This is a genomic window from Actinacidiphila sp. bgisy160, assembly GCF_965342435.1.
Lineage (GTDB): Bacteria > Actinomycetota > Actinomycetes > Streptomycetales > Streptomycetaceae > Actinacidiphila.
In genome coordinates this window covers 1-18,367 of the sequence record NZ_CBDRCM010000017.1, presented here as the reverse complement: position 1 = coordinate 18,367, position 18,367 = coordinate 1, and the positions used below count along the sequence as shown (strand labels likewise).

The following is an 18,367-nucleotide window of genomic DNA, read 5'->3' as shown; positions in this document are numbered from 1 at the left end:
GTTGGGACACCGGCGCTCGGCGGGGGGCGCGTGGCTCCTGCGGCCGATATACCGACGAGACGAAACCGTAGGAACAGCGAGTCCATGTCGACCTAATGCAGACTGGTAACCCCGGTTATCAAGCTGCCGTCCCAATGGGAATTTCGCAGCGTGGCATTGTGTCGACACCGTTAAGCGGCAAGGTCGGAGGAGCCGTCTCGGTGGGCGACCCGCGTGGCTATCGTGTGTTTGGCACCGCTGGGGGGTAAGGCACGGCAGGGGTGGGGGCAATGAGCGGACCTAAGGCATTCGACGGTGAAGGCTCGGACGTATCGAGCGGGGTGCCCGTGGATGACGACATGATGCGGCTGCGGTACAGCCCATGGGGGGACATGGACGGTGCCCGCGGGTTGGTGGGTGACGTACCGGAGGTTCTCTACGACGTCCAGGGGGCTGCGGACCGGCTTGGCCTGCCGCACATGCGCCAGATTCCGACGGTCGCGCTCGCGGAGGCCCGCACCCTGCCGTCCGGGGTGTACGTGTTCCAGTCGAGGCGGCGGCCGTCTGGTGTCGTATCGGCTGCGCTCGTGCTGAGCAGTGGTGGCGACTCGGTTCCGTCCGACTACAAGCGGCTTCGGGACGTTGACGACGACCACATGCTGCACCGCGCCCTGATGTTCTATCGGGAGTGGAGGGAGAGCGCGCGCAGCGGTGCGTCGGCTGCTCCTGCGGCCCACGCGGTGGGAGACGTCGTACGCGTGGCCGCTCGGGACGGAGTTTTCACAGTCACCGGTGTGCGTGCGGTGCGCGGTGCCGGCCATCAGTACACGCTGCGTGGCCTCGACCGGAGGCCGATCAAGGTCTTCGAGGACGCCCTGGAGGCCGTCGACGACACGTCCGACGAGCCGGAGGACTGGATTCGCGACGCTCCTGTGTCGGCCACGGATACGGCGTTGAGACTGACGCTGGCCAAGCTGAGCACGCCGCTCACCGATACGGTGTACTCGTTCCAGTCGAGCCGTACGGTTTTCCGGCCGTACCAGTTCCGCCCGGTACTCAAGCTGATGAACTCCGACCGCCAGAGGCTGCTGATCGCCGATGAGGTGGGTCTGGGCAAGACCATCGAGGCGGGGCTGATATGGAACGAGCTGGAGCAGCGTACACATTTGGCACGCACGGCAGGGCGGCGCGCTGCCCTTCACTTTCGTGGGCTGGTGGTCTGCCCGGCGGCGCTGGTGCACAAGTGGCGCGACGAGATGAGTCAGCGCTTCGATCGGCAATTGCGCGTCCTCGACAACGAGGGCATGGAGGAGCTGCTGTCGTTGTTGCGCCGGGGCGAGGACGAGCAGCCCTTCGCGGGGGTGGTTTCGCTGGAGCGGTTGCGGCGTGCGGGCCAGCTCACCGAACTCGCCAAGCTCGAACCCCGCTTCGACCTGGTGATCGTCGACGAAGCCCATTATGTGCGGAATCCGGCCAGCAGGAGTCATGCTGCGGTGAGTCAGCTGGCGGACTGGGCCGACGCCTTGATCTTCCTCTCGGCGACCCCACTGAACCTCGGCAATCAGGACCTGTACACCCTTGTCCACCTACTCGACCCGAGCGCGTTCCCCGATTCTCGCGTCTTCGAGAGCCAACTGGAGCCCAATGGCCATCTGAACGGTGTCGCCGCCCGTCTCGCGCAGGGCGCGGGGAACACCCCAGGTGGAGGGAAGGCGCTTCTGCCGACCCTGAAGCGTGTCAATGGGTCGCGGTTCGGGCAACTGGTCACCAGACGACCTGAGTTCAAGCGCCTTCAGCGGATTCTTGATACTTCGGACGCGTTGACGGTGCGGCAGCTGTCCGAGGCCAGGAGGTGCATCGCGGATCTCAATGCCTTGGCTGGCATTGTGACCCGCACCCGGAAGGCGGACACCCCCGATGCGAAGGCGGTGCGACAGCCCGAGGACGTAGAGGTCCAGTGGAGCGTGCAAGAGCGCGAGTTCTATGAGCGGCTGCACGACTGGTGCCTTCAGCGGGCCGCCCGCAGCGGTACGGCTGCGGGGTTCGCCGCGCAGATGTGGCTTCGGCAGGCCGCAAGCTGCATCCCTGCCATGCAGAAGCGGCTGCGGGAACGCTTCCAGGAGGAAGCCGCCGACCACGGGATCGAAGAGGAGCTGCTGCTGGAGGACCACACGGAGAGCGAGATCGCTGCGGATGATGTCGCCCGGGCGGCCGACAACGAGGCCGAGCAGTTGGCACGTCGCCTGCCCGAGCTTCTCAAGCCGCTGCCCGACACGAAGTACGACGCCTTCGTCGCCATGCTCAGGAACGCCCGGACCAAGGGACTTCGGCAGGCCATGGTCTTCTCCTTCTTCACCCGCACCCTGGAGTATCTGGCTGGCAGGCTCCACGATGAGTTTCGTGTGCGGGTCATGCACGGCGGCGTGCCGCAGGAGGAGCGCACCCGCATCATGGCGGACTTCCGGGCTGGGCGCTTCGATCTGCTCCTGGTGAGCGAGGTCGGCAGTGAGGGTCTGGACTTCGAGTTCTGCAACGTGCTGGTCAACTACGACCTGCCGTGGAATCCGATGCGGGTGGAGCAGCGCATCGGCCGTCTGGACCGGTTCGGGCAGAAGCACGAGAAGATCTTCATCTTCAATATGCAGGTGCCGGGCACCATCGAGACCGACATCTTCCAGCGCCTGTACCAACGCATCGGCGTCTTCCGGTCCTCCATCGGAGAGCTCGAGCCGATCCTGCGCGGCAGCCTCCGCAACCTTCAGCGCGTCGTGCTGGATCCGAGTCTCAGCCCGCAGGAGCGCCGCCGTCAGATCGAGCGGATCGAGGTCGCCCGGGTGGACCGTGAGAAGGACATCCGGACCCTGGAAAAGGCCAGGGAGGTCCTCACCGGTCTGGACGATCTCCTCGTGGAGGGCTTCGACGAGGAGAGCCCAGGCCGCGGCCGCTACCTCGGTCCCAAGGAACTGCGGGGGCTGGTGGAGGCGTTCCTCGAGGAAACCGGATACGGCAAGGTGCGGCAGGTTGCGGATGCCGAGGACTTGGTCGACATCACCGGCAGCGCAGAGCTGCGCAAGACCATGTACGACGCCAGCAGCGCGGGAGCCTTCCCGTTCCCCAGGGGCAGCGACCTGATGGCGCGGGTAGGGGGCGGCGCGCAGCAGGCGCTGCGTGCCTGCTTCACCTCCCGTACCAGCACGGAGACGGGTGCACCGCTGCTGAGCGTGCGGCATCCCCTGGTGCGTACCGCGCACTGGTGGTTCGCGGAGCACGAGGGGAGGCTAGGCCGCTACGGCCGGGTACGGGTACCCGGACTGCCGCCGGGGTCCCGCTACCTGGTGCAGGTCACGCTTGCCCGAGTGGACGGTGCCCGTCCCCGCCGCGAGCTGTGGACCACCACCCTCGACACCACTACGGGCAGGGAGGTGCCAGAGGTGGGGACCGCGCTGCTGACCGCCCTTGCCGCCGGCCACCTCGCAGACGTGCCGCAGGCCCTGTCGGCTCGGGTGTCGGCGTCCCTGCCGGGGATCCTCGATGCCGTGCAAGGTCTGGCGGCGGAGAAGGAGTACCAGGCCAAGGACAGCTACGAGGCGGAGAACGACGCCGTGGCGGCGGGTCGGCGCGCGACGGTGGTCGACACCTTCCGCCACAAGATCGAGCAGGCCCGCCGACTCGCCGACGAGGTGGACAATTCATCCATCAGGCGCCTTCACGCCAGCCGAGTCGGTCACCTGGAGACCCAGCGTGAGGCCCGCCTCGCTCAGATGGACCGAGACTCCCGCTTCAGCCTCTCCACCGAGGCGGTGGCGCTGGTGCTGGTCGAGGGCTGACGATCACTGGTGGGGGTGGGAGTAGAAGTCGGTAAATTTGAACGCGTCAGCACCCTGCTGCCCCGGGACCTTGTTCATGGTGCTCAGCTTCACGGAGGTGCGTTCGCCCCCGCGCAGGATCGGCCACCGGTCCACGCGGAAGCGTGACTCGCGGTAGGCGCAGTCCCTTACGTAGATCTCGCCGGAGACCTTCAGCGAGAACGTGAACTCTGTGTACCGCCGCAACGAGACCGGAAGGTGAGGCGTGGGACGGCCGTCAACCAGGAAGTCCAGCGGGTCGCCGTCGACCGACAGGGCGCGCAGCGCCGCGGTGCCGTCCCGGGTCAGGCCGCGGACCTGCGTCTCGTACCGGTAGGCGAGGTCCCTCTCGCGGCGGAAGACCTGTTCCATGGTGTAGAGCGGCTCGAAGGCCGGGTAGAGCGTCTCACGGTGGACATTGCCGTACTCGTCCTGCCACTCCAGCACCAGGTCGAAGCCCGGCCGGGGAAGCGATAGACGGTGGTAGCGGTCGGAGCGCACTACCAGACCGGTCGCGACGGATTCCTCCGGCGCGTCCAGCGACTGGTCGTACTCCACTTGGGCGTGAGGGAAGATGCGTACGAACTCCTCGCGCACGAGGGGGATCTGCGACATGCCGCCGGCCAGGAGGACGTACTGGACGTCGCGGGCCAGTTCCTCCAGGGGCGTCCGGGCGAGTGAGTCCAGGTCCGGTAGCGTCCGGCGGCGCAAACGCCGATCGCACAGGGCGGCTCTAACCTGATGCATTGCCCTGTCCAACTGCGGACGGAAGGCGCGCTCCAGGCGCTCCCGCGTGTACTCCAGCATCGGCAGGGACGTGTAACCGCCGCCGATCGGCACGCTCTGGGTACCGAAGCGCGTATCGGAGAGCAGGACTTTGAGGCGGCGGGCGGCCAGCAGGAGCAGCGACCGCACGGTCTGCGGTTCGGGCAGACGATCGACCGGGAAGCCTGCTGCCCCCAGGTCCCGTTCCAGATCCTCCGCGATCCGGCGGTCCAGGTCGTCGCCGGCCTCCGCGACACCCCGGGCCGACAGGACGGTCAGTTCCGGCTCGGCGTCGTCGAGGTCCTCACCCACCGACATGAGCGCGATGTCGAGCGTGCCACCGCCGTAGTCGAAGACCAGGACGGTGCCTTCAGGGGCGTAACCGTCGCGGTCGTGGAGCCCCTCGGACCAGGCCAGTCCGGCTGCGATCGGCTCGTCAACGATGTTGGCGACGGCCATCGGGATCCCGGCCTCGGTGGCGAGGTACGCCAGCCGCTTGCGGCGGGACCCGTCCCAAATCGCCGGGCAGGCGAGGCGGAAGTCCGCGTCGTCGACCTCGGCCCCGTTGGCTTTCGCCAGCAGCATCACATGCCGCAGCAGGCCCACGATGAGCTGGTCTGGAGTGAACGCCGCCGCGTTGGTGGCGTCCGTTCTGAGCAGCAGCGGCTCGTTCCGTTCGCCGGTGATGTGCTGCTTGACGGAACGTATGGCCCCGGCGCCTCCGGTGGCCTCCGCAGCCTCCCCGAACACCAGCTCACCGCGCGGTGAGGCGGCGACGACACTGGGTATCCAGGCCGTACTGGCGCCGATCGGCACGGTCTCGGCGTAGCTGTGCGGCATTCGCTGGGCCACCAGCGTCGTTGCCGTACCGAAATCTATGCCTACCAGCGGTCTGTCATCGCTCACGCGTGTCCTCCTGAGGGCCGGCCGTCCGACGAACCGGATGGTGCGAACGGCCCCTGTGATCCGTGTCTGACTACGGTTCTGCTCGCCGGACCAGGGCTGGCAGCAGTACGACTTCTTCCTGAGAACCTGCGGCCCGCCAGGCGAATCCCGGCCGCTCGACGACGACCTGCTCCGCCGCGCCGGTCGGTGCCTGATGGCGTGAGGGATCGAATTCGGTCTCCTCGCCGCTGGTGCCGATGTCCACGAGACCGGCCGTCGCCGCCTGGGCCAGGACCCTCCGGTACAAGGCACGGGACGGATCCGACTCGTCCGTCGCGTGCGCCGCCTGGTCGGCAACCTCCGCCAGCACAGTCGCGAGCACTCGGAGCCCGTCGATTCGCGCCTGCCGCAACTGCGCCTGCGAGGCGGCTCGTCCCGTCTGACGCGACTGCCGCAGCTCCTGCTCCCGCCGCTGTGCCTGCAGGGTCAACGCCTCTCCGCGCCGAGTGGCAGCCGCCAGCTCCGCCGTCACGGCATCGAGTCGGGTGCGCAGCTCGGCGAATTCCTCACCCGCACGGTCGTACCGGCGCTCACTGGCCGCAAGATCCTGCTTGAGCTGGTCCCGCTCACTGCGCAGCGCATGAGCCACAGCGCGTTCGCGACTCAGAGCGACGTCGTGGCGGCTGCGCTCCTCGGGAGTGGGTTCCGGTGCACGAGACGGAGCCTCCGCGGTGACCGCGGGTGTTTCAGCTGCCATCTCCGGATCCTGCGCTGGGGCCTCGGCCTCGGCAGGGGCGGCCCTTGTCACGGGCTCGGGCTCCGGCTCCTGTGGTTTCGACTCTTCGCTCAACGCCTCCGGGGTCGGAGCGGCGTCGTCAGTGGCGTTGCCGTCGCCGTCGGCCTCCGGCTCCTGCGCCGGGGCGTCCGTATCGGCAGGGGCGGCCGTTGTCGCGGGTTCGCTCTGTGGCTCCTGCGTCTTCTGCTCTTCCGGTGAGGCATCCGCAGCCGAGGCGGAACCGCTTTCGGCGGAGGAGGAGGCGGTGGGCTTCGCGGCTTCCGACGCGGGAGCGGCGGGCGATTCAGGTTGCTCGGGGTCGTCCGGCACGCTGGCGAGCGATGCCAGGACACGTTTCGCCCTCTCGCGGCCTCCGTCCGGGCGATCCGGAAGTGCCTCCAGCGCCGCCGCCAGATCCTCGGCGCTGGTCGCGGCAATACCGCGCCGAAGTGTGTGCTCGGGCACCGCGGCCAGGACCAAGTCGACCCACTGGCACTCGGGGTCGGACGGGAGCCGCTGCCCGGCGGATCGCAGGAGGAGACCCAGCGCCCGCACAAGGAGTTCCTCCGCAAAGGCTTCGCGTCGCGCGGCGGGTGCCAGGGGGCTTTCGGCGATCGCCCATGGGAGCAGTACGGCGCCGCGACGCAGCAGGTGGTCGGCGCCCGCCTCCTCGGCCTCGAAGCGGGCCATGACCGCCATGACACACGCCTGCGCCATGAGCCCACGCGGTAGTTTCGCCGCCTCGTCGGCTGCGGCGCTGCCCTCCGGGGTCGTCACCAAGCCCACCAGAAGGGGCGTGACTGCCGCAACCGGCGGGGCGCCCGCCTTACCCAGCTTCGGCGACGGCTGGGCCGTCGCGCTCTGGGCGTGGCGCTGGCCCTTCGTCACGTCGGCTAGGAATTCCACGGCCATGGCCAGCACTTTTTGGGAGACGCCCTGGGGGGTGTATTCGTTCATTTCCGTCGGCCATGGGCGCAGAGCCGCCTTAAGCGCGTGAGCCGCGACGCGCTCGTACGTGGCCAGTTCCGACTGTCCGGCGCAGACCGCTTCCCGCAGTGCCTGTTCGAGTCCTCTTTCGCGCTTGGTTGCCGGCGTCGCCAGGAATTCCAAGGCCTCCCGTGCCGGCAGACTCCGCTCTTTCTCGAACGGATCGACCGGCTCATCGATGATCTTCAAAGGACCGTTCGGCTTGCTCTCGGTGACCCGAGGATGTGCAAGCAGGCGTTGACGGATGCGGTTCCACCAAGTGCGGTCGTGTTCACCGGCCAGCCCGAGCCTACGTGTCTCATCCTGCAGTTGTCTGACGGTCACCTCTCCGCCAACCTCTTCGAGGAGTGCCACCAGGACGGGCACGGGCGACTTCGAGAACTCCTTCTCCAGCCGTTGGGAGTCTCTCAGCGCTTGGTACCGCACCGATCCGACCGGTATGACCGTGATGTTGGAGGTCGGCGGCAGCGGGATCCGCTCTCGTCGGCCTCCCGGCCACTCGATGACGGCACTGTCGTCCTCGACCAGGCGGACCGTTCCTACGTACTTTTCGCCTCTAATGCCGTCCTGACGGCGCATCACCAGATATCCGCTTTCCACGAGCTCACACTATCGGTCCGCCGACGGACCGGGCAGGGCGAACCAAGGGACGTTGGCCGTAGTTCTTGACCACGGTTTCGCCGCTACGGTCGGCCTACTCCTGGCCCGCGTCGATGGCGACGTGCTGGACCGATCGGCAGGTGGTGGCCTCCGTCGTGCCCGGCAGTCAGTCGGCGCTGTTGCGCCTGTCGATCTCAGCCTCGGTCATGACCTCCAGGCCAACGACAGTGCAGGACCGGTGAACCGTCTCGATGGCCTGGGAGGCGATCTTGGCCGCCAGTTCGACGGCATCCTCGGCGGTGCCGGCTTCCGTGCACAGGCGCACCGACGCGTTGCCGTTCGGGGCGCAACCAACCGAGGGAGAGTGACCGGCCTCGTGCAGCAGTCCATGCAAGCGGTCCCACACCTCGTCGGGGAGGGCGGGGCCGTCGGCGGCGAACTCGACGTATGCGTACCAGACGGGCATCGACGGGTTCCTTTCTCATGAAGGAGCTCAGGCAACCAGGGGGAACTGCTGGGAGAGGCCGACGGCGAGCAGGCACCGCGTGTGCTGTCCGGAGCCGGCTTGATCGCCGAACTGCTGCCGGACTCGGGCATCAGGCGGCCGCCGGGAGGGGGCGGTCCAGGGAGCCGAGTGAGCGCAGGATCCGCGCTTCCTCCTTGCGGGCCGCGGAGGGCGACATACGCCCGGTGGCGCGGCGGAGGGCGAGGCCGGCGAGGACGTCGGCGGTTTCGTTGAGGTCATGTCCGATGTGCCCCTTGAGCCAGCGGACCTGCACGCGGTCGCGGTGGCGCAGCAGGCGGTCCATGAGGTGCCTGCCCTCCGGGAAGAGGAGCGTGCGGTGGGCCGCTGCCGGGTCTGCGCTGTCCAGGGCCGCGTTCGTCGCCTCGACTGCCTCGATGCTGTCGCACAGGAGGACTATGGGCGCTTCCTCGTGGCGGTCGAGGAGGCTGAGGGCGGCCGTACAGATGCCGATGACTTCGGCTTCGCCGCTGCTTGAGGCCATGGACTCGCCGTGTCCGGTTGTCCCGTCCTCGGCAGCCCAGCCGTAGCCGCACAGCGCGGAGTCGTCACCGACCGCGGCGTCGGCAACGGCCACGACGGCGGTGCCGGGAAGGTCGGTGAGCAGGGCGTAACGGTCCCTGTCAGCCAGGGACGTTGCCGTGGAACGTCCGCCGTCGCCGTCCTCGCGCATGTCGGCGGGAGTGCCGTCGATGAGGATGGTGGCGAGCGCGCGGTGGCACTGCGGGCAGGCGTCGGCCCGTTCAGCGCAGTGTGCCTGGTGCCGGGCGGTCAGCTCACACAGCGCATGCCACAACTCGGGCTCGCCGGCGGCGAAGCGTTCCAGAGCTGCGGCGCGGCACTGTGCGACGAGCTCCGTGAAAGCTCCCGTGGCCACGCATGCCCGCATCCGGTCATGGAGATCTGCGACCCGGAGTCTGGCCTCGCGGGCGCGGGCAGCGAGAACCGCGGCGTCCTGGTAGGCGTCCTCCAGGGCGTCAAGCCGCGCGCGCCGTGCAGGGAGAGGGCAGGCGAGTGCGTCCCGTTCGGCCTGGCCGATGGCGTAGCGACCCCAGGCCAGCGCGGAACGGGCCTGCCGGCTCCACCGTTCGACCACCGCGTCGTGCGGGAGGTACGGGTTCTCATCCTCCCTCGCGTCGCGCAGCAGGGCCTGGACGAAGGCGTCGTCGTGGCAGTCCCGCAGTGCGCGCACCGGTGCCGGCAGTTCGCCGCCTGCCGATTCCTGCTCCCACGCCCACCGGGCGAGGTCGCTTTCGGGCGCCTGCGATGTCGCCTCCGGCAGCCCCCTGTCACGGAGTTCCTTCCGCAGGGCCTCGCCGTAGGCCTCCGGGTACGCGGAACGCGCCACCCGCAGCTCCAGCATGTCCACCGGCCGGGAGAGTCCGGCAAGGCGGCGGGCACGCTGCTCCTTGCACACAGCGTCCGCCTGCGACCGGGCCCGGCGCACCTTGCGCGCGTGCTCCCGCAGCCGCCGCAGCCGCTCGGCGGGCTGGGCCGAGAGCTCCGCTCGCCGGACGTCCCCGCGAGCGAGGACGTCAGCGTGGGCGAGAGCGATGGCGATGGGGCCGACGAGCGAAGCGTGTTCCAGGGCCGCGGAGATCTCCGCGGCGCAGATCCCGTTCATTCGTGCGAGGACAGCCTCCTGCAGGGCGGTGAAGTCCTCGGCAAAGCGACGGACCAGATCCGTGTGCTCGGTGATCGTCACAATGGCCTTCCGGGTCGCGAGTGGTGGTGAGTGGGGCCGTGCGCATGGTGTGACCGGCGTGGGTACGGGCGACCCATGGGCGCTACCTCGGGGTGCGCCTGGTGCGGCGAAGGCGTGAGGCCCCCGGCCGTGCGGGGATGCTGAGGACGCCCGGAAGGGCCCCACCGAAGGACGGTGGCTACCGCACCTGACCCGTGAAGATCGCCGTGCGGTACCAACCCGAGCCAGAGGTGTCCATCGGCATGATCTCGATCTGGACGCTCTTGGCCGTCTTCGCGAACACGCACGCCTCCTTCCAGGTCTGCGACTTGCCCGGCAGCAGGTGCGCGTCCGGCGTGCCGCCGAAACCCGCATCCGTGTCGAAGATCTCGTCGGCACCGTCGGGGCAGGACAAGCTGACCATGCTCAGGTCGAGCGGGGACTTGGAGCCGTTCTGCACAGTGACCGAGAAAGCCAGGTACGCCTTGCCGGACGGAGAGGCGTACTCGCCGGAGGTGCCCCGGCTGAAGCCGCTCAGGTGCGCCTGGACACCGTTGTTCCACGTGGCGATCTTGTCCAGCGCGACGGTGATGGTGTCACCGTCGGAGTCGTCCTGGGTGTCCTCGGTGTCCTGGGCGCTCTGGCCGTCCTGCGAGGCGCTGACGGTGGCCGTCGGCGTCGCGGTGTCGGTCTCGGTGCCGCCGATGGTGGAGCAGGCGCTCAGGGAGCAGCCCACGGCCACCGCGGTCACGGCGAGGACGATCTTGCGCGGGTGGGTCATGGGCGCCGCGATCCGCGCGACGAGCGCTGAAACACCGTGGGTGAGCCACGCTCCGCCCCGCGACGGCTTCTTCCCGGCCAGCGGCTGCGCGTAGGCAGGGGGCATCTGCGACACGGCACCGCAGCCGGCGGCCCGGCCGGATCCGTCGGGCTGCTGGGGAGTGGACGGCGTGGAAGGCGTACTGGTCATGGCAGGGAACCTCCAGGTCTTCGTGCAATGCGCACGCTGGCGTGTGGCGATGCAGGCAAAGGTGCCCCGCATTGACCGTGGAGGTCATGAAAGAGTCCGATAACCGGGGTTATCAATCATGCGGTAAGCGTGAGTTGGCGAGTAATGGCAATCCACGATGTGCCGGAGCGACCGCAGACGACTTCGTCCTCGCCACCACCAGCCTCTGGCAACTCGACCCCGCAAGGGCTGGCAGGTGGACGCCGCCTGAGCGCACTCCACCGTGCGCCCCTGCGCGCGTCTTGACAGACGGCGCAGCTCACGTCGTTCACGGGGACGAAGCGAATGCTGATGGAGACGGAGTGGAGGAACCGCAGGACGGATTTCTAGCCATCATCCTTGTGGCAGGAATCGTGATCCTTGAGTTGCCTGAGCTGCTTCCGGACGACGCCGAAGACATCTCGTCGCTTCTACGGGAGGCGTTGCTCGTCGCACGCAGGCTGGGTTACGGCGACGATTGGGAGGAGGCCGCCGACCGGCTCTGGGAGCTCATGGTCGCTGAACCTGGCCTGCGCAAGCGCGTCGACGTCCTGGTCCCCGCCCTGGTGGAGGATCGCGGCGGTCCGCCCAACCAGGGGGGCGGCTTCCTGCCGGGCGATCCCATCCCGTTGCCCTACAGCCGGCATGCCTGTACCGAGTGCACCTGGGTATGGCCGGTGTTGGACGTCGGCGACCCCGAGCTCCCATGTCCCCGGCAGGATCTGCCCGACGTGGTCATTAGCCTCGCCATGGGTTTCGTCCAACTCGGAGTGGCAGGAGTCGTCGCAAGCCAATGGGCGGTCGGTGGACTCGCCAACTCCCTGATCACCGCCCAGTTCTACCTGGAGTGGCAGTTGTCGGGTCTCTCTCCTGCCGAGTCCCTGTGCACCGCGCAGCGATGGGTTCGGGAAACCATCAACCAGGAGAAGATCGAGTGGCTGTGGCCCGCGCACGGCGATCCGGAGCTGCCTACAGCGACGACCCGCCTGTTATGGCGGGAGTTGGTGCGACGCCCCTCCGAGGGCGTGGACTTCGCCCATCCGGCGGACTCGGCGGCCTACTCCCACATGGCCGCGTGGCTGCCGGGACCGCCTCGGGGGTACGGGCACATGCCGGCATTCGGTTGATCGCGCTTGCTTTCGCCTCGTCCGGACTGAAGCCAGAGGCCACCAAGAAGGCGCCTGCTTGGCCCCAGTCCGGACAGGTGCGCCGGTGAGGCGTCTACTGCGCGTGGGCGGTCAAGCCCGTCGCCGACTCCGCTATTGCCCCGGACGCGGTCAGGGATTCGATGTCCTCGAGCAGGACGGTGCGGATGTCCGGGCCGACACGGCTCCAGCCGAAGAAGCGGGCGGACTCCTTCACGAGTTCCTCGACAGTGATGCCGGGAATCTCCGTGACGAGACCGGTCAGGGCCGTGTGCCGCTCGGCGATGGGAACGTGCTCGACCTTGCGGGGCTTTTCAATCCCGGGACGTCGGGCCAGAACCTGCTTCCGGCGTGCCAGGTCGATGAACTGACCGTCGCTGACCGCCTGCCTCTTGCGTACCAAGGTAGTGACCGCGCTGGAGATCCGGTCCTGGATCACCTTGCCGGAACGGCCCTTCTGCCAGGCGTCGCGCACCCGGGAGTACAGCACCTCTATGTGGATAGGGCCCTCAGCGTTGAGAATCCTGTGCACAAGCTCGACGAGGGCAGTCGTGGCGCCAGGGTCGGTCAGATCCAGGCCCCTGCTGCGGTGCTGGGTGGCCAGGGTCTTTTGGAGCTGGATCAGCTCGGACTCGCTCAGCCTCCGGTAGTTCGTGCTCCAACTCGACTCGGGGGCATCGTCGGCCTCGACGGTCACGAACTCCGTGACCGGCTGAGCGGTGACCGGACGTGTGTCGCTGGCGGTCGCCACGGATTCAGATCGTGCGATCTCAGGCGTGCCTGCTGCCACGGTGTGATCGGGAATCCGCACCGTGCGGTCGGAAACCGGGCCTGCCGCGATGGCCTGTTCGACGCCCTGCCTGAGCCGTGCCTCGGCCTCGGCGCGGTTGCGGTACCAGTCCGTGCCCCAGATCCGGTGCAGGCGCCACCCGAGACCGCGCAGTACCGACTCGCGCAGCCGGTCCCGGTCCCGCGCCGCACGTGACGAGTGGTACATCGCCCCGTCGCACTCGACGCCGAGGGCGTAGACGCCGGGACGTCCGGGATCACGGACGCCGAGGTCGATTCGGTAGCCGGCCACCCCTACCTGGGGCTGAACTTCGTAGCCCCAGCTTGTGAGGACCCGGTACACCTCCTCCTCGAAGGGACTCTCGGTCTCTGCAGTGGGATCAGCGTTCGCGACTTCCAGCACCGCAGGTCCGGACTGTGCGTACAGAAGAAAGCGCTTCAGGTGCTGCACGCTCGGATTGCTCTGATCCGGCAGCTGCCCGCCGTCGAAGGAGGCCACCACCTCCATGCGCCTGCGTGCCCGGGTGGCGGCGACGTTGAGCCGACGCCATCCGCCGTCCTTGTTGATGGGGCCGAAGTTGCCATGGGGCCTTGCCCCCGGTGCGCTGGGGCCGTAGCCGATAGAAAGGATCATCACGTCGCGCTCGTCGCCCTGGACGGTCTCGAGGTTCTTCACGAAGAAGCCGTCCAGGCGGTCCTCGTTGAAGTAGCGGTCCAGATCGGGGCGGCCCGCGCGGGCGTTCTGCACGGCCTCCTCGATCGCCTGAGCCTGGGCCTGGGACAGGGCCACCACGCCGAGACTGAGTCCGGGACGGGTGGCGAAATGGTGGATGACACGTTGGGCCACCGCATCGGCTTCGATGCGGTTGTCGCGACGCCCACCGCGGTCGTAGACGCCGTCGACCTTGAAGAAGGCGACGCCGATGTCGTTCCCCTCCTCCAGGGCACCGGGGAAGGTGACCATGGAGTTCTCGTAGAACGACCGATTGCTGAAGGTGATCAGGTCCTCGTGCATGGAGCGGTAGTGCCACCGCAGAGGAATGCTGCGGATCACGCCACTCGCCTTGCCGACGTCCAGAATGGACTCGAAGGTTCCGCTGTCGTTGGTCCAGTCGTCATCGTCCTCGTCTTCGTCCGAGGCGCTGAAGAAGGAGGTCGGCGGCAGCTGCTTCTGGTCGCCGGCGACGATGAGGGCGTCACCCCGGTACACGCAGTTGATCGCATCCTGTGGCCGCACCTGGGACGCTTCGTCGAAGATCACTACGTCGAACCGGAAGTCGGCGGGCAGGAACTGGCTGACCGTAAGCGGGCTCATCATGAAGCACGGCTTGATCAACTTGACGACGTCGCGGGTCCGGCCCAGCAGTTCACGAACCGGCATGTGCCTCTGCTTGAGCTGCGACTGCCGCAGGATCTCCCCCGCCTGCCCCCCGGACGACAGACGGCGCGGGCGGCGGGCGTTGCAGGCCTCGATGACCGTCGCGTGAGCGGTCTCCACCAGCTGCCGGTCGAGGGCCTGGAAGCGTTCGACGAGCTGATCGCGGTCGGAGGCATTGACGGGACGCAACCGGGGGTCCTGGGCCAGCTGCTCCTCGATCCAGCTCTGGAGGACGGCCCTTTCGACGGTGTCGGGGAACTGCTCGCCGTCGATGCCTCGGTCTGCGCACTCGCGGACCAGTGCTCCAAGATCGAAGCCGCGCAGATGCTCGAGGTGTGTGCAGTGGTCGCGCCACTCGTCGGGGCCCTTGGTGTCGTCATTCAGAGCGCGCAGTGCCAGTTTCGCCGAATCGAATGATTCTTCCAGGCGGGCCCGGAGCGCACGTCCGGTCTCACGCGAGAAGTACTCGACCAACTGGGCGCTGAGGCGTTCCCAGTCCGAGAACTTCCGAGCCACCCCAGGGTCGGGGTCAGCCTCGCACAGCAGGTGAGCGGCCTCTGCCCGCAGTGGTGCCGATTGGCGGCCGTCCGCTGCCCGTCGTGCCCGATGCGCCCAGTCGAGCGCCGTGTGCAATGCGGCGGAGTCGGTGTCGGCTCCCTGATAGAGCCCGCCGAGCAGCTCGCGGTCGGCCTCCTCGTTCTTCGCAAGGGTGGACTCGGCACGGCGTGCGGCCACTACAGCGGCGATCACGTCGCGGCACTGCGCGAGGCTGATGTCCGAATCGTGTCTGCCACCGTCGGCGAGCACCCGGCGTACGGATCGGACCAGGGAGGCCGCATCCTCAAGGGGTGCCAGGTGGGCCTGGAACCAGTCGGCCGCATCGGCGACCGGGCGAGTCGACAGCTCCGCGCACGTGCCGGCCAGGGTGTCGCGCTCGGCCCAGCGTCGCCACGCGGACAGGTGGGTGCGGAGCTTCTCGGACTGCCGCAGCAGCTCCGGAGACGTCACGCGGCCGTCGGCCAGCTGCGCCGTCAGCAACACCCGCCGCGTGACGTCCGCCAAAGTTTCCGGCGCCAGAGCGTGGAGCCGGTCGGCAGTGTCCAGCGCCGAAGCGAGGGCGCCCAGGTCGAGCGGCACGAGGTCGCCGTACCGCCCCAGCACGCGGTGGCCTTCGGACACGCTTTCGGAAACTTCGGGTGCCTGGATGCAGTCGACAGCGTGGAGCAGCAGTCGATCCATCGGAATCTGTGTGTCCAGGCCGTTCCGGAGCTGGTCGAGAGTGCTCTCGAATCCGTTGTAGTGGCTGCCGAGAAGCCCTCGGTGGGCCTGCTCTTCCGATTCGAAGGCTGCTGTTGCCGCGCGTGCCTCACGGACGGTCTCCACTGCCTCACGAGCCTGCGCCACCGTGAGCCGCGGCACCGAGTCGGTCTCCTGACCGGTGCCGCGGACGCCCTCCACTACCTCGAGAAGGGCGATCGCCTGATCCAGCGGACCGGTGTGGGCTCGCAACCACTGCGCCAGCCCGTCGCAGCTGTGGTCCGTCAGCGCCGTACTGTCGAGCTGCAGATACGGCAGGTCGAAGCCGGTTGCCCAGCCGGCGAGGGTCTTGCGCAGACGCTGTCCGAGCTCATCCAGCTCCGCGTCCGCCGGAGCGCCGTCGGCCAGGTGGGCGGCAAGCCGTGAACGTGCTGCCGGATCCGCGACGGTGTCCGGGGCGAGGCGGTGTATCTCGATCGCCGCGTCGACGGCCGAGCGCAGCACGTCCGGTGTGCTCATCACCGTGTCCGCGTACCGGCCGAGCAGCTCGCGGTACTCCTCGATGCGTTCCAGCAGCCGGTGGTGTTTCTCCCGCCAGTCCAAGGCCCGGTCGAGCCGGTCCGTCAGTTCTCCGTTCCAGGTTTCCCGGACGGTCATCGCAGCCGCGCGCCGGCGGTCGGCGCGCCGCTGCCCGGAGAACAGGGTGCCCAGCGGATTGCGCTGCGCGGCGAGACGCTGCGCGAGCTCGGGGAAGTCCTCGGCGTCCAGTACGGCCGTGGTGAAGTCCTGCTCCGCGACGTTGCGTGCGGCGCCCAACTCGCCGACGAGGGTGGCTATGTCGTCCGCGGCGTCGCGGAGCGAGAGGAGGGTCTGCGGATCGAGCCACTCGGCGAGCGGACGGTGGGGTGTGCGGGTCAGGTCGATGAGAGCGCACAGTTCATCGGCCGCATGGGTGCTGGACGGCACCGTGACTCCGAGGCTCCGTGCCGCCCGATCGGCGTCCTGCTGCGCCGAGGCAAGCGCGCTGGCACGGTCGCCGAACAGCGCGCGCACATGGACCGCCTGGTCACGAGTGAAGGCCGAGAGATCCAGCCCGGCGGGCTGGAGCCTGTCGAGTGCCCGCTCGCTTGCAGGTGCTTCGGGACGAACGGCGTCCGGCAGTTTGTCCCAGGACATGCCGAGCCGCGACACCGCGGCCTCCCGGGCCTGCCGGGTGCGGGCACCCGCCGCGGCGAAGCCAGCCAACGCCGTGGTGGCCAACCGGTCGGCTGCGGCGTGTGCCTGGTTTAGCACCCGAGGGTCGAACCACTCAGCCGGAGGCCGGTGTCCGGCCCGGGCGAGTTCGACGACCGTACAGACGTCCAGCGCCTCGGCGTGGTTCTGCGGGTAGGACAGGCCGGTCGACGAGGTGATCGCGCGGAGCTCCCGGTCCGCCTCGGCCATCTCGTTGGCGATCAGGCTGAAATCGTCGAAGGCTCGGAGGATGGGGTCCTCGGTCCAGTTCAGGATCGGGAATCCGGCGGGGCGCAGCGCGGCCAGTTCCTGTTCTTCCTGACCGGGTGCGGGGTTGAGTCGGGGGGAGATCTCCTGCCAGAGCGGACCGCCCAGCCGCTCGGCGAGCCGCTGGGTGCGCTGGGCCTCCCGCAGGCGCGGCCGGAAGGCGTCGATCCCGGCTTCGATCGTGTAGGCGTCCTTGACTGTCAGCCAGTGCTCAGGAATGTTCGGCCGGGAGGGCAGGGTGGCCAGCAGGTCGATCAGCCGCCTGGTCTCAGCGTGGTCCGTGATGGGCGCGCCGGTGGTGCTGAGCGCCTGGTAGTCGGCGACGGCCTGGACGAGGTCTGCGAGCGCCGCGGTGACCTGCTCGAGCATCGGCCGCGGGTGCGGTCGCTCGGCGCGGAGCCCGCGCCAGGCGAAGTGGGGGTCGGCCGCGGCGCGCCAGGTGTCGGCGATGCCGCGCGCCGTCCGCAGGATGTCCGCGAGCCGTTCGCCGTCGAGTCGCCCGGCCTGGAATCCGCTCCGCGCCGTTCCGGAGGCGCCGGCAGGCGTGAGGTAGGCGACGGGCGCGTCGGCGAGCTGGGCGACCCGGCCGATCACGTCATGGAGGCTGCGCTCCAGGGGATGCCTCGACTCGTTCATGGCTGCGGCGTAGTCGGACAGCGATTCACGAACCTTCTTGGTGTCGCTCAGCACGTATGCGGGCAGCTTCGGAGCCTTGGGTTCCTCGGTGAGGGCCTTGCCGAGCTCTTGTGCCACCGCCTTGCGGCTGGTGCTGTGGCTGTGGAGGGCGAAGGCGTACGAATCGAGGCCTACGGCTTTGAGACGGCTGTGGACGACGTCGAGCGCAGCAGCCTTCTCACTCACGAAAAGGACGCTGCGGCCTGCGTGCATGAGGCCGGCGATCATGTTGGTGATCGTCTGGCTCTTGCCGGTGCCCGGCGGGCCGTCCAGGACAAACGACCGGCCTTCGACGGCCGCGGCGATCGCCTGCCGCTGCGAGGCATCCGCGTCGAGCACCAGCGGGCTGTTCTCCGGCGGGCACAGCTGGTCGATGCGCTGGAGGTCCGCCTCTTCGAAGTCGAAGCGCTCGGGCGCGAACCCGGCCGACGGCCCCAGAGCCACCGCGCGGACGAGGTCGCTGCCAAGGAGGGCGGCCTCGTTGTCGACGAGATCCTGGTACATCGCCTCCTTGTGCGAGGCGAACAGCGCGACGACACCACGCCCCTGCACGTCCCAGCCGGCGTGGGACGAGGTAACGGACCGGGCAGTG

Annotated in this window: 8 protein-coding genes; 2 read left to right on the top strand and 6 right to left on the bottom strand. The window is 68.7% G+C overall.

All coding sequences use genetic code 11. The annotated features are described in order from the left end of the window. Positions 1–326 precede the first annotated feature (326 nt). The gene (locus ACRWNP_RS16155) at positions 327–3,806 is read left to right on the top strand and encodes a DEAD/DEAH box helicase (protein WP_431961926.1); all 3,480 of its coding nucleotides are present in this window, start codon (positions 327–329) and stop codon (positions 3,804–3,806) included. A gap of 3 nt (positions 3,807–3,809) precedes the next feature. On the opposite strand, the gene ACRWNP_RS16150 is transcribed toward ACRWNP_RS16155, so the two are convergent. The 5 genes from ACRWNP_RS16150 to ACRWNP_RS16130 all read right to left on the bottom strand — a co-directional run bounded on the left by ACRWNP_RS16150 (position 3,810) and on the right by ACRWNP_RS16130 (position 11,013). Next, positions 3,810–5,495: an Hsp70 family protein gene (locus ACRWNP_RS16150; protein WP_431961925.1), complete on the bottom strand. Its 1,686-nt coding sequence runs from the start codon at positions 5,493–5,495 to the stop codon at positions 3,810–3,812. A 70-nt stretch (positions 5,496–5,565) separates the two neighbouring features. Next, positions 5,566–7,836 carry a hypothetical protein gene (locus ACRWNP_RS16145; RefSeq protein WP_431961924.1) on the bottom strand — a complete coding sequence of 757 codons (2,271 nt, stop codon included), beginning with the start codon at positions 7,834–7,836 and terminating at the stop codon, positions 5,566–5,568. Between the two features lie 166 nt (positions 7,837–8,002). Then, a complete protein-coding gene (locus ACRWNP_RS16140; protein WP_431961923.1) occupies positions 8,003–8,302 on the bottom strand; it encodes a hypothetical protein in 300 nt (99 codons plus the stop codon). A 130-nt stretch (positions 8,303–8,432) separates the two neighbouring features. Further along, positions 8,433–10,064, bottom strand: a complete 1,632-nt coding sequence (locus tag ACRWNP_RS16135) for a hypothetical protein (RefSeq protein WP_431961922.1) — start codon at positions 10,062–10,064, stop codon at positions 8,433–8,435. 178 nt (positions 10,065–10,242) lie between these two features. Further along, complete coding sequence (locus ACRWNP_RS16130) at positions 10,243–11,013, bottom strand: hypothetical protein (protein ID WP_431961921.1); 771 nt, start codon at positions 11,011–11,013, stop codon at positions 10,243–10,245. Positions 11,014–11,354: 341 nt separating this feature from the next. Between ACRWNP_RS16130 and ACRWNP_RS16125 the strand changes: the two genes are divergently transcribed. Then, positions 11,355–12,158, top strand: coding sequence for a CHAT domain-containing protein (locus tag ACRWNP_RS16125; RefSeq protein ID WP_431961920.1), 804 nt, complete (start codon positions 11,355–11,357; stop codon positions 12,156–12,158). A gap of 94 nt (positions 12,159–12,252) precedes the next feature. Here ACRWNP_RS16125 and ACRWNP_RS16120 read toward each other — a convergent pair. Next, on the bottom strand, positions 12,253–18,367 hold a 6,115-nt coding region (locus ACRWNP_RS16120), incomplete at its 5' end, for a DUF3320 domain-containing protein (RefSeq protein ID WP_431961919.1).